Annotated in this window: 9 protein-coding genes and 2 pseudogenes; 9 read left to right on the forward strand and 2 right to left on the reverse strand. The window is 61.8% G+C overall.

All coding sequences use genetic code 11. The features are described from left to right. The first annotated feature begins 18 nt into the window (after window positions 1-18). From atpE to ACFQDL_RS11455, 7 genes are all read left to right on the forward strand, one after another. On the forward strand, window positions 19-249 hold the full coding sequence (atpE, locus tag ACFQDL_RS11425) for a F0F1 ATP synthase subunit C (RefSeq protein ID WP_379909125.1): 231 nt from the start codon (window positions 19-21) through the stop codon (window positions 247-249). A 55-nt stretch (window positions 250-304) separates the two neighbouring features. After that, window positions 305-775, forward strand: a complete 471-nt coding sequence (locus ACFQDL_RS11430) for a F0F1 ATP synthase subunit B (protein ID WP_379909126.1) — start codon at window positions 305-307, stop codon at window positions 773-775. 12 nt (window positions 776-787) lie between these two features. Next, a complete protein-coding gene (locus tag ACFQDL_RS11435; RefSeq protein ID WP_379909127.1) occupies window positions 788-1324 on the forward strand; it encodes a F0F1 ATP synthase subunit delta in 537 nt (178 codons plus the stop codon). A gap of 15 nt (window positions 1325-1339) precedes the next feature. After that, entirely contained in the window at window positions 1340-2884 is a 1545-nt protein-coding gene (atpA, locus tag ACFQDL_RS11440; protein ID WP_379909128.1) for a F0F1 ATP synthase subunit alpha, read from the forward strand. A gap of 72 nt (window positions 2885-2956) precedes the next feature. Beyond that, window positions 2957-3820 (forward strand): F0F1 ATP synthase subunit gamma, encoded by an 864-nt coding sequence (gene atpG, locus ACFQDL_RS11445; RefSeq protein ID WP_379909129.1) that lies wholly within the window; start codon window positions 2957-2959, stop codon window positions 3818-3820. A 37-nt stretch (window positions 3821-3857) separates the two neighbouring features. Continuing rightward, entirely contained in the window at window positions 3858-5255 is a 1398-nt protein-coding gene (gene atpD / locus ACFQDL_RS11450) for a F0F1 ATP synthase subunit beta (RefSeq protein WP_379909130.1), read from the forward strand. A gap of 34 nt (window positions 5256-5289) precedes the next feature. Next, complete coding sequence (locus tag ACFQDL_RS11455) at window positions 5290-5718, forward strand: F0F1 ATP synthase subunit epsilon (protein ID WP_379909131.1); 429 nt, start codon at window positions 5290-5292, stop codon at window positions 5716-5718. Window positions 5719-5852: 134 nt separating this feature from the next. Here the strand turns inward: ACFQDL_RS11455 and ACFQDL_RS11460 are convergent, their stop codons facing one another. Further along, window positions 5853-6593 (reverse strand): TrmB family transcriptional regulator, encoded by a 741-nt coding sequence (locus tag ACFQDL_RS11460; protein WP_379909132.1) that lies wholly within the window; start codon window positions 6591-6593, stop codon window positions 5853-5855. A gap of 121 nt (window positions 6594-6714) precedes the next feature. Here ACFQDL_RS11460 and glmU point away from each other — a divergent pair. After that, window positions 6715-8080, forward strand: a pseudogene (gene glmU / locus ACFQDL_RS11465) (bifunctional UDP-N-acetylglucosamine diphosphorylase/glucosamine-1-phosphate N-acetyltransferase GlmU). A 4-nt stretch (window positions 8081-8084) separates the two neighbouring features. Next, window positions 8085-9911 carry a glutamine--fructose-6-phosphate transaminase (isomerizing) gene (gene glmS / locus ACFQDL_RS11470; protein ID WP_379909133.1) on the forward strand — a complete coding sequence of 609 codons (1827 nt, stop codon included), beginning with the start codon at window positions 8085-8087 and terminating at the stop codon, window positions 9909-9911. A 102-nt stretch (window positions 9912-10013) separates the two neighbouring features. Here glmS and katG read toward each other — a convergent pair. Beyond that, window positions 10014-12202 (reverse strand): annotated as a pseudogene (katG, locus tag ACFQDL_RS11475) (catalase/peroxidase HPI). Between the last annotated feature and the right edge of the window lie 88 nt (window positions 12203-12290).

Consider the following 12290-nt stretch of genomic DNA (forward strand, 5'->3'; position numbering starts at 1 on the left):
AAATCTGGAGAAATCAAAATGGCTGAACTGCTGTATATCGCTGCGTCGCTGATGCTGGGTCTGGGTGCAATCGGTGCTGCTATCGGCATCGGTATCCTGGGTGGCAAGTTCCTCGAAGGCGCAGCCCGTCAGCCGGAACTGGTTCCGCTGCTGCGTACCCAGTTCTTCATCGTCATGGGTCTGGTCGACGCGATTCCGATGATCGGCGTGGGTCTGGGTCTGTACGTCCTGTTCGCTGTTGCCGGCTAATAAGTAGTAGTCATTCGAACACCTACTTTATTAGACAACCGCGAGAGGTAATGGCGTGAATATCAATCTCACCATCATTGGTCAGGCCATTGCATTCTTCATCTTCGTCGTATTCTGCATGAAGTACGTGTGGCCCCCGATTACAGGGGCCCTCGCAGAACGCAAGAAGAAGATTGCCGAAGGTCTTGAAGCTGCCGACCGTGCCACCCGTGATCTGCATCTGGCCCAGGAAAAGGCCACTGCAAACCTTCACGAGAGCAAGGTCCAGGCCGCCGCCATCATTGAACAGGCCAATAAGCGGGCAAACCAGATCATCGATGAAGCCAAAGAGCAGGCGCGGACTGAAGCAGACCGCATCAAGACCGCTGCTCAGGCCGAAATCGAACAGGACGCGAACCGTGCCAAAGAAGCCCTGCGTGCGCAGGTGGCTGCTCTGGTCATGGCGGGTGCTGAAAAGGTTCTGGAAGCCTCTATTGACGAAAAAGCCCACGCACAGCTGCTTGAGAAGCTGTCCGCTGAGCTTTAAGCGAGGTTTAAGATGGCTGAACTCAATACAGTCGCTCGGCCTTATACCAAAGCTGCATTCGAATACGCGCTGGCACAGGGCGCTCTCGATCAGTGGTCCAAAATGCTCGCAACGGCCGCCGTGGTGGTTCAGGACGAGCGCATGGCCCAGGTCCTGAGCAGCCCTGCTCTGAGCAGCGAGCAGAAAGCGGCCGCGATGATCAGCGTCTGCGAAGACGAACTGAACGACGCCGGCAGGAATTTCATCTCCCTGCTGGCCGAGAACCATCGCACTTTTCTGCTCCCGGCAATCCAGGCGCAGTTCGAGCAGCTGAAAGCCCGTCAGGAAGCGTCCGTCGACATCGACGTGACCACGGCTTTCGAACTGGACGAGCAGCAGCAACAGAAACTATCTCAGGCCATCGGCACCAAACTGGGCCGCGCCGTGAAAATGACCACCCAGGTCGACAAGAGCATCCTGGGCGGGGTCGTGGTTCGCAGCGAAGACCTGGTGATCGACGGTTCGGTCCGCGCCCGTCTGGCGAAGCTGGCCGAAGCGATGACGTCCTGAGGGTGAGGAATTATCATGCAGCAACTGAATCCATCTGAGATCAGCGAGATTCTCAAGAAGCGCATCGAGAAGCTCGATGTGTCTTCTGAAGCCCGCAACGAGGGCACTATCGTCAGCGTGTCCGATGGTATCATCCTGATCCACGGTCTGGCTGATGTCATGTACGGGGAGATGATCGAGTTCCCCGGCGGCGTATACGGTCTGGCACTGAACCTGGAGCGTGACTCCGTGGGTGCCGTGGTACTGGGCGACTACCAGAGCCTGGTCGAGGGCATGACTGCCCGTTGCACCGGCCGCATCCTGGAAGTGCCGGTCGGTCCGGAACTGCTGGGTCGCGTCGTCGACGCCCTCGGCAACCCGATTGACGGCAAGGGCCCGGTCGAAGCCAAGCTGACCGACGCCATCGAGAAGGTCGCGCCGGGCGTTATCGCCCGCCAGTCCGTCGACCAGCCGGTGCAGACCGGTCTCAAAGCGATCGACGCCATGGTGCCGATCGGCCGCGGTCAGCGCGAGCTGATCATCGGCGACCGCCAGATCGGCAAGACCGCGATTGCCATCGACGCGATCATCAACCAGAAAGGCACCGGCATCAAGTGTATCTACGTTGCCATCGGTCAGAAGCAGTCGACCATTGCCAACGTGGTGCGCAAGCTGGAAGAGCACGGTGCGATGGATCACACCATCGTCGTGGCTGCCGGCGCCGCCGACCCGGCCGCCATGCAGTACCTGGCACCGTACGCCGGCTGTGCCATGGGCGAATACTTCCGCGACCGCGGTGAAGATGCGCTGATCATCTATGACGACCTGACCAAGCAGGCCTGGGCCTACCGCCAGATCTCCCTGCTGCTGCGTCGTCCGCCGGGCCGTGAAGCTTACCCGGGTGACGTTTTCTACCTGCACTCCCGTCTGCTCGAGCGTGCCGCCCGCGTGAACGCCGACTACGTCGAGAAGTTCACCAACGGTGAAGTGAAAGGCCAGACCGGTTCCCTGACCGCGCTGCCGATCATCGAAACGCAGGGCGGCGACGTCTCCGCGTTCGTTCCGACCAACGTGATTTCCATCACCGACGGCCAGATCTTCCTGGAATCCAGCCTGTTCAACTCGGGTATCCGTCCGGCCATCAACGCCGGTCTGTCCGTATCCCGAGTTGGTGGCGCGGCCCAGACCAAGATCGTCAAGAAGCTGGGCGGCGGTGTCCGTCTCGCCCTGGCGCAGTACCGTGAACTGGCGGCCTTCGCCCAGTTCGCTTCCGACCTCGACGACGCCACCCGCGCCCAGCTGGAGCACGGCCAGCGCGTCACCGAGCTGATGAAGCAGAAGCAGTACTCGCCGATGTCCGTAGCCGAAATGGGCCTGAGCCTGTTCGCGGCGAACGAAGGCTTCCTGAACGACGTTGAGCTGAACAAGATCGGCGACTTCGAAGCGGCCCTGATCTCCTACTTCAAGTCCGAGTACGCGGACCTGATGGGCAAGGTCAATGAAAAAGGCGCTTACGACGACGAGATCGCTGCCCAGTTCAAGGCCGGCATCGAGAAGTTCAAGTCAACCCAGACTTGGTAACAGCCTTCGGGCGAAGGGTCTGCGGGCGCTGTCCGCAGACCGGATACCAGGTCAAGGTAAAAAGGCGGAACTATGGCAGTCGGAAAAGAGATTAAGACGCAGATTGCGAGTATCGGGAGCACGCGCAAGATCACCAGCGCCATGGAAATGGTTGCGGCGAGCAAGATGCGCAAGGCCCAGGATCGCATGCAGTCGTCCCGTCCGTACGCGCGCAGTATCCGTGGCGTGATTCAGCACCTGGCGAAAGCCAATCCTGAATACAGCCACCTTTACATGCAGGAGCGCGAGGCCAAGCGTGTCGGTTACATCGTAGTGGCATCCGACCGCGGCCTCTGCGGCGGCCTGAACGTCAACGCGTTCAAGTCGGCCGTGGCCAGCATGAAGGCATACCACGACAAGGGCGTGGCTATCGAGATCTGTGCGCTGGGCGCGAAAGCGGTGTCCTTCTTCAAAAACTACGGCGGCAACGTCGTGGCCGCGAAAACCCATCTGGGCGATGCGCCGGGACTGGCCGATCTGATCGGCTCCGTCAAGGTGATGCTCGATGCGTTCGCCGAAGGCAAGCTGGACCGCCTGTTCGTGGTGTCGAACGAGTTCGTCAACACCATGACACAGAAGCCCGCGGTCGAGCAGGTGCTGCCGCTGCGCGCGGAAGACGACGACAAACTGCTGAGCCACCACTGGGACTACCTCTACGAACCGGACGCGAAGGAGCTGCTCAATGGCCTGCTCTCGCGCTACGTCGAGTCGGTGGTCTATCAGGCGGTGGTCGAGAACAACGCCTGTGAACAGGCAGCCCGTATGCTGGCGATGAAGAACGCAACCGACAACGCCGGCAACCTCATCGACGAGCTTCAGATGGTTTACAACAAGGCTCGTCAGGCCGCGATCACTCAGGAAATTTCCGAGATCGTCGGCGGTGCGGCGGCTGTTTAACGCAGTGAACGGGTTTAAAAGTTAAGAGGATCCGAACATGAGTAGCGGACAAATCGTTCAGATTATCGGCGCCGTCGTCGACGTGGAATTCCCGCGCGACAACGTGCCGAAGGTATATGACGCTCTGACCGTCACCAAGACCGGCCTGACGCTGGAAGTCCAGCAGCAGCTCGGCGATGGTGTCGTTCGTGCGATCGCCATGGGTCAGACCGAAGGTGTGAGCCGTGGCTGGGATGTAGAAAACACTGGTGCGCCGATATCCGTGCCCGTGGGCAAGGCCACTCTGGGCCGCATCATGGACGTGCTGGGCAACCCGATTGACGAGTGCGGTGAAATCGGTGAAGAAGAGCGCATGCCGATCCACCGCAAGGCCCCGACCTACGCGGAACAGGCAGCGACCAACGAGCTGCTGGAAACCGGCATCAAGGTCATCGACCTGGTCTGCCCGTTCGCCAAGGGCGGCAAGATCGGTCTGTTCGGTGGTGCCGGTGTGGGCAAGACCGTCAACATGATGGAGCTGATCAACAACATCGCGACCCAGCACTCCGGTCTGTCGGTATTCGCCGGTGTCGGTGAGCGTACCCGTGAGGGTAACGACTTCTACCACGAGATGCAGGAAGCGGGCGTTGTAAACGTCGAGCAGTTCGACAAGTCGAAAGTAGCGATGGTCTACGGTCAGATGAACGAGCCGCCGGGCAACCGTCTGCGTGTGGCGCTGACGGGTCTGACAATGGCTGAGAAGTTCCGTGACGAAGGTCGCGACGTACTGCTGTTCGTCGACAACATCTACCGTTACACCCTGGCGGGTACCGAAGTATCGGCACTGCTGGGCCGTATGCCGTCGGCGGTAGGTTACCAGCCGACCCTGGCTGAGGAGATGGGCGTTCTGCAGGAGCGTATCACCTCGACCAAGACCGGTTCCATCACGTCCATCCAGGCGGTATACGTACCGGCGGACGACCTGACCGACCCGTCTCCGGCGACCACCTTCTCCCACCTGGATGCGACCGTGGTACTGTCCCGTCAGATCGCCGAGCTGGGTATCTACCCGGCCGTGGATCCGCTGGACTCCACCTCCCGTCAGCTGGATCCGCTGGTCATCGGCCAGGAGCACTACGACGTTGCCCGTCAGGTGCAGGGCGTACTGCAGCGCTACAAGGAACTGAAGGATATCATCGCGATCCTGGGTATGGACGAGCTGTCTGAAGAAGACAAGCAGATCGTTGCCCGTGCGCGTAAGATCCAGCGCTTCCTGTCGCAGCCGTTCTTCGTGGCCGAGGTCTTCACCGGCGCTCCGGGCAAGTACGTATCGCTGAAAGACACCATTCGTGGCTTCAAGGGCATCCTGGAAGGCGAGTTCGACTCCCTGCCGGAACAGGCCTTCTACATGGTCGGCGGTATCGACGAAGCGGTAGAGAAAGCCAAGAAAATCTAAGCTTCCTGGCCTAACTCTATAAGAGGTAACTAGCATGGCTATGACTGTTCATTGCGATATCGTGAGTGCCGAAGGCGAAGTCTTCTCCGGCCTGATCGAGTTCGTATCGGTAACAGGTAGCCTGGGTGACCTGGGTGTCTACCCGGGTCACGCTCCGCTTCTGACGGAACTGAAACCAGGCCCTGTCGAGCTGCGCAAGCAGGGCGGCCAGGAAGACGTTTTCTACGTCTCCGGCGGCTACATCGAGGTGCAACCGCACAAGGTTACGGTACTGGCAGACACTGCGCTGCGAGCCCACGACCTGAGCGAAGCCTCCGCACTCGAAGCGCAGAAGCACGCCCAGCAGGCGATGTCTGACAAAACCGCCGAGTTCGAATACTCGCGGGCGGCGACAGAACTCGCGGAAGCTGCAGCCCAGCTCCGTACCCTGCAGCAGATCCGCAAGAAAAGCGGCAAGGGCTGATCACTCAGCCATCTGCACTCGACACAAAAAGGCAGCCCTCAGGCTGCCTTTTTTCGTTCTTTCGTAGGAGCGGCGCCTCGCCGCGAACCAACCCGCTGCCAGCTTTATTCGCCCCGAGGGCGGGGCTCCTACGGTCACAACAACCCCCACAGTGTATCGAACACGATCTGCTGCGCGGCGGCGACTTCGCGGGAGTCGATCACCACGGCGGTGGGGTAGTTCTGCGATGCCAGCGAGATGATCGCGACCCTGGGTGGATAGATGGCGATATAGGCGGCATCCACCCTGCCTTCGGTCCTGATCCATTTGCGCTCCGACAATTCGGCATCCTCGCCGCCTTCGCCGATGGCGATCACCCGCACCCGTATCCCCCGCGCGATGCGTTGCACCGTGTAGTTCGGAAAGGGGCGGTACAGGTGGCGTCGGATAGGCTTGGACGAGAACACCGAATAGACCGGGTCGGCGTTGCCGGCAACGGTGTTGAGGATGTCCCGCAGCACGAACTCGATGCCTTCGTCACCCTCGTAGAACTGCACATTGGCGGTGCTGAATTCGGGTTTGAGGTGGTTCAGTTCCGGAATCAGCCGGCTGCGCAGCTGGCCGATCGCATTGTCCAGTGCGGACTGACGTTCCTGTGCCAGCTGCAGCAGCACCTCGGGGTCCCGGGGCGAGAAATAGCGTCGCTTGCCCTTGGGCAGGTAGGTCACGATCCCCTTGCTCTGCAGGCCCTTGAGACATTCATAGGCAGTACCACGGTTGATGCCGGCCTTGTCGGCAATGGTGCGGATGGCACTCGGGCCGAGGCTGAGCAGGGCGCGATAGATGCGGACGTCGCGTTCGTCGAGGCCGAGTTGTGCGAAGATGGAGTCGGTCATTTTGTCAAAAAATTACTGACAAGCTGTATTGAATCTACCTTTGTATCAGATAAAGTCAGCGGGCCAAACACAATTCAGCAATCGTCCGGCAACAAAGCGCCGGACCAGGGATCAGCAACAGATGTCAGTGGATGTGATAATACTGGCGGCCGGGCAGGGCAGCCGTATGAAATCGGACAAACCCAAGGTCCTGCACCCGGTCGGCGGCAAGCCGATGGTGCAGCACGTGATCGATACGGCCGCCGCGCTCGAAGGGGCCCGGCTGCATGTGGTGGTCGGCCATGGTGCCGACCAGGTGCGCGAGGCGCTGCATGGCCAGGCCGTCAGTTTCGCGCTTCAGGCCGAACAGCTTGGCACCGGCCATGCGGTGGCCCAGGCGATGGACGCGGTCGATCGCGACGGCATCAGCCTGGTGCTCTACGGCGACGTGCCGCTGACCCGCGGCGAAACCCTGCAGCAGCTGATCCGCATCGCTGCCCAGGGACATCTCGGACTGCTGACCGTCGAGCTTGGAGATCCGTCCGGTTATGGCCGGATTATCCGCGACGATCTCGGTGCCGTCGTCGCCATCGTCGAGCACAAGGACGCCAGCGAGGCCCAGCGCGCCGTATCCGAGGTCAATACCGGCATCCTGGCACTGCCGACCCGGCTGCTGGCCGATTGGCTGCCGCAGCTGTCGAGCCACAATGCCCAGGGCGAGTACTATCTGACCGACGTCATCGCGATGGCGGCGTCCGAAGGGGTGCGCATCGAGGCGATCCAGCCGGCGCACGAGCAGGAAGTTCAGGAGTCAACAACCGCCAGCAGCAAGCCGAGCTGGAACGCTGGTATCAGCGCCGCGAAGCCGGGCGGCTGATGTCGGAAGGGGTGACGTTGCTGGATCCGGCGCGTGTCGACCTGCGCGGCACCCTCAGTGCCGGCCGCGATGTGGTGATCGATATCAACTGCGTTTTCGAGGGCAGGGTGCAGCTCGCAGACGGTGTCGAGATCGGTCCGAACTGCAGCATCCGCAATGCCTCCATCGGCGCCGGCACGGTCATCAGGGCGAATTCGGTGATCGAGGATGCGGTCGTGGACGCCGGCTGCGATATCGGTCCCTTCGCCCGGCTGCGCCCCGGCACCGAGCTGGCCCGGGGGCAAAGGTCGGCAATTTCGTCGAAACCAAGAAGGCCCGCATCGGCGAGGGCTCGAAGGTCAATCATCTGACCTATATCGGCGACGCAGAGATCGGGCAGGGCGTCAATGTCGGCGCCGGCACCATCACCTGCAACTACGATGGCGTCAACAAGTTCCGCACCGAGATCGGGGACGGCGCCTTTATCGGCTCCAACAGTGCGCTGGTGGCGCCGGTGACGATCGGAGCCGGCGCCACCGTCGGCGCCGGCTCGACCATTACCAGGGATGTGCCGGAGCAGAGTCTGTCCGTTGCGCGTGGAAAGCAAAGAAACCTCGACAACTGGCAGCGCCCGGTAAAACAGAAGGACTAAGGATATGTGTGGAATAGTAGGCGCTATAGCGGCGCGCCCGGTTTCGGAAATACTGCTCGAGGGGCTGCGCCGTCTCGAATACCGCGGATACGACTCGGCCGGCATGGCGGTCTGGGACGGCGATCAGATCAACAGGTTGCGCCGCGCCGGCAAGGTGCAGGCGCTGGCCGATGCGCTGGCCGAGAGCCCGCTCGACGGCCAACTCGGCATCGCCCATACCCGCTGGGCGACCCACGGCAAGCCGACCGAGAACAATGCCCATCCGCATATGTCAGGTTCCCGGCTGGCGGTGGTGCATAACGGCATCATCGAGAATTTCGAGGCGCTTAAGCGCGACCTCCAGGCCCAGGGCTACGAATTCAGCTCCGATACCGACACCGAAGTGATCGCCCATCTGCTCGACAGCGCGGTACAGGAAGGTGACAGCATCCTCGACGCGGTGCGCAAGACGGTGGCCCGTCTCGACGGTGCCTTTGCCCTCGGCGTGATGCACCAGGATTTCCCGGGCGAGCTGATCACCGCCCGCAAGGGCAGTCCGCTGGTGATCGGCGTCGGCATCGGCGAGAACTTCATCGGCTCCGATCCGCTGGCACTGCTGCAGGTCACCGACCGCTTTATCTACCTCGAAGAGGGTGATGTCGCCCGCCTCAAGCGCCTCGGCATTGAGATCTGGAATGCCAAGGGCGAGTCGGTCGAACGGCCGATCCTGCAGTTCCAGCACGGTTCCGGCAGCGTCGACAAGGGTGAGTACAAGCACTACATGCTCAAGGAGATCTACGAGCAACCGAAGGTGGTGCATGCCGCAATGGAAGGCCGCCTGGGCAAGGACAGCGTGCTGGAGCAGGCCTTCGGCACCGGTGCGGCGGAGATCTTCGACCAGGTGAGGCAGGTGCAGATCGTGGCCTGCGGCACCAGCTACCATGCCGGCCTGATCGCCAGGTACTGGATCGAAGACCTGGCCGGAATTCCCTGCATGGTCGAGGTTGCCAGCGAATTCCGCTACCGCAAGGTGGTGCTGCCGCCGGGCACGCTGTTCGTCAGTATCTCCCAGTCCGGCGAGACCGCCGATACCCTGGCGGCGCTGCGCGAAGTGCGCGACCGGGTGCTGGCGAGCCTGGCAATCTGCAACGTACCGGGCAGCTCGCTGGTGCGCGAATCGGATCTGTGCCTGATGACCAATGCCGGGCCCGAGATCGGTGTCGCCTCGACCAAGGCCTTCACCACCCAGCTGGTGGCGCTGCTGCTGACCACCCTGGTGCTGGGCCGCCGCCACGGCCTGGCGCCCGAGACCGAAGCGCGTATCGTTGACGAGCTGAAGCAGCTGCCGGCGCTGCTGGAGCGGGTACTGAGCCTGGATCCGGCGATCGAAAAGATGTCCCAGGCCTTCGCGGAAAAGCAACATGCTCTGTTCCTGGGCCGCGGCACCCTCAATCCGGTGGCGATGGAAGGCGCGCTCAAGCTCAAGGAGATCTCCTATATACATGCCGAGGCCTACGCCGCCGGTGAGTTGAAGCATGGTCCGCTGGCGCTGGTCGACAAGGACATGCCGGTCGTCACGGTGGCACCGCGCAACGAGATGCTCGACAAGCTCAAGGCCAACCTGCAGGAAGTGAAGGCGCGCGGCGGCGAGCTGTTCGTCTTCGCCGGTTGCAGCGACGAGGTGCTGCCGGAGGAGGGCGTCCAGGTGCTGGAGCTGCCGCCGGTGCCGGGCATTCTCGAGCCGATCGTCTATACCCTGCCGTTGCAGCTGCTGTCCTACCACGTCGCCGTGCTCAAGGGCACCGACGTCGACCAGCCGCGCAACCTCGCCAAGTCGGTGACGGTGGAGTAACGGTCGCTGAGGTGACGCGTTTACTGGCAACTGCTTCTGCGTTGCCAGCACACCCGCGGGGCGGCCTCCCGCCATCCCTGGCGGTGACGCGTCACCTGCCGATCACTTCAGATCGAAGCGATCGGCGTTCATCACCTTGGTCCAGGCCTTGACGAAGTCCTGGACGAACTTCTCCTGGCATCGTCCTGGGCATAGACTTCGGCGTAGGCGCGCAGGATCGAGTTGGAGCCGAAAACCAGGTCGACCCGGGTGGCGGTCCATTTCACCGTGCCGCTCTTGCGCTCGCAGATCTCGTAGAGATTGTTGCTGGCCGGTTTCCAGTTGTAGTTCATGTCGGTCAGGTTGACGAAGAAATCGTTCGTCAGCACGCCTTCCCGATCGGTGAAGACACCCTCTTTGCTGCCGCCATGGTTGGTGCCCAGCACCCGCATACCGCCGATCAGCGCGGTCATTTCCGGTGCCGTCAGCCCCAGCAGCTGAGTACGGTCCAGCAGCATCTCTTCCGGGGTGACCACATAATCCTGCTTCACCCAGTTGCGGTAACCGTCATGCAGCGGTTCCAGCGGTTCGAAGGAGTCCACATCGGTCATGTCCTGGCTGGCGTCGCCACGGCCCGGTGCGAAGGGCACTTTGATGTCCACACCGGCATCTTTGGCGGCTTTCTCGACGGCGGCGCTGCCGCCCAGCACGATCAGGTCGGCCAGGCTGACCTTCTTGTCGAGGTCAGACCGGATGCCTTCGAGTACCTTGAGTACCTTCTGCAGCCTTGCGGGCTCGTTGCCTTCCCAGTCCTTCTGCGGTGCCAGGCGGATACGGGCGCCGTTGGCACCGCCGCGGTAGTCTGAGCCGCGGAAGGTGCGGGCGCTGTCCCAGGCGGTGCAAACGAGTTCTGAGACGCTCAGGCCACTCGACAGGATCTTCGCCTTGAGGTCTGAGACTTCTTTTTCGCTCAGGCTGTAGTCCACCGCAGGGACCGGATCCTGCCAGATCAGGTCTTCGGCCGGCACGTCGGGCCCCAGGTAGCGGCTCTTCGGCCCCATATCGCGGTGGGTCAGTTTGAACCAGGCGCGGGCGAAGACTTCGGATAAATAGTCGGGGTCCTTATGGAAGCGCTCGGAAATCTTGCGGTATTCCGGGTCCATCTTCATCGCCATGTCGGCATCGGTCATGATCGGCTTGCGGCGGATGGACGGGTCCTCGACGTCCACCGGCATGTCCTCTTCGTTGATGTCGACGGGCTCCCACTGCCAGGCGCCGGCCGGGCTCTTTTTCAGTTCCCACTCGTGATTGAGCAGCATATCGAAATAGCCGCTGTCCCACCGGGTGGGATGGGTGGTCCAGGCGCCCTCGATACCGCTGGTGACGGTATCGCGGCCGATGCCCCGGGCTTTGTGGTTGTTCCAGCCCAGGCCCTGCTCTTCCAGGCCGGCCGCTTCGGGTTCGGGGCCAAGGTTTTCGGCGTTGCCGTTGCCATGGGTCTTGCCGACGGTGTGACCGCCGGCGGTCAGGGCCACGGTTTCCTCGTCGTTCATCGCCATGCGGGCGAAGGTCACCCGCACGTCCGCGGCGGTTTTCAGCGGGTCCGGCTTGCCGTCCACGCCTTCAGGGTTGACGTAGATCAGCCCCATCATCACGGCGGCCAGCGGGTTTTCGAGATCGCGTTCGCCGGAGTAGCGGCTGTTGGGGTTGTCTGTGGGCGCCAGCCACTCTTTCTCCGAGCCCCAGTAGGTGTCTTTTTCGGGGTGCCAGATATCGGCCCGGCCACCGCCGAAACCGAAGATCTTGAGTCCCATGGACTCGTAGGCCATATTGCCGGCCAGGATCATCAGGTCGGCCCAGGACAGCCTGTTGCCGTACTTCTTCTTGATCGGCCACAGCAGACGGCGGGCCTTGTCGAGGTTGGCGTTGTCGGGCCAGGAGTTCAGCGGCGCGAAACGCTGGTTGCCGGTACCGGCGCCGCCACGGCCATCGGCGATACGGTAGCTGCCGGCGGCGTGCCAGGCCATCCGTATCATCAGGCCGCCGTAGTGCCCCCAGTCGGCCGGCCACCAGTCCTGGCTGTCGGTCATCAATGCCTTGAGGTCGTTCTTGACCGCCTCGAGATCCAGCGTTTTGAATGCTTCAGCATAATCGAACGCTTCCCCCAGAGGGTCGGTCTTGGTGTCATGCTGGTGAAGAATGTCCAGGTTCAGAGCCTTGGGCCACCAGTCCATGCTGGAAGTCCCGGCTGCGGTGTTGCCGCCATGCATGACGGGACACTTGCCGGCAGAGCTGTTTGTATTGTTGCTCATTGATATTCTCCGCTCACTTTCTAGATGCGCCAGATCCAATGTAGCAGTTGGAGGGGTAAGCAGAGTTTATTTGTCTCTATAGAACCGA

This window comes from Marinobacterium aestuariivivens, assembly GCF_042661465.1.
GTDB classification, from domain to species: domain Bacteria; phylum Pseudomonadota; class Gammaproteobacteria; order Pseudomonadales; family Balneatricaceae; genus Marinobacterium_A; species Marinobacterium_A aestuariivivens.

Coding starts and splice junctions, on each gene's coding strand:
- atpE (WP_379909125.1), top strand. CDS start 19: ATGGCTGAACTGCTGTATATCGCTGCGTCGCTGATGCTGGGTCTGGGT.
- ACFQDL_RS11435 (WP_379909127.1), top strand. CDS start 788: ATGGCTGAACTCAATACAGTCGCTCGGCCTTATACCAAAGCTGCATTC.
- atpA (WP_379909128.1), top strand. CDS start 1,340: ATGCAGCAACTGAATCCATCTGAGATCAGCGAGATTCTCAAGAAGCGC.
- atpG (WP_379909129.1), top strand. CDS start 2,957: ATGGCAGTCGGAAAAGAGATTAAGACGCAGATTGCGAGTATCGGGAGC.
- atpD (WP_379909130.1), top strand. CDS start 3,858: ATGAGTAGCGGACAAATCGTTCAGATTATCGGCGCCGTCGTCGACGTG.
- ACFQDL_RS11455 (WP_379909131.1), top strand. CDS start 5,290: ATGGCTATGACTGTTCATTGCGATATCGTGAGTGCCGAAGGCGAAGTC.
- ACFQDL_RS11460 (WP_379909132.1), bottom strand. CDS start 6,593: ATGACCGACTCCATCTTCGCACAACTCGGCCTCGACGAACGCGACGTC.
- glmS (WP_379909133.1), top strand. CDS start 8,085: ATGTGTGGAATAGTAGGCGCTATAGCGGCGCGCCCGGTTTCGGAAATA.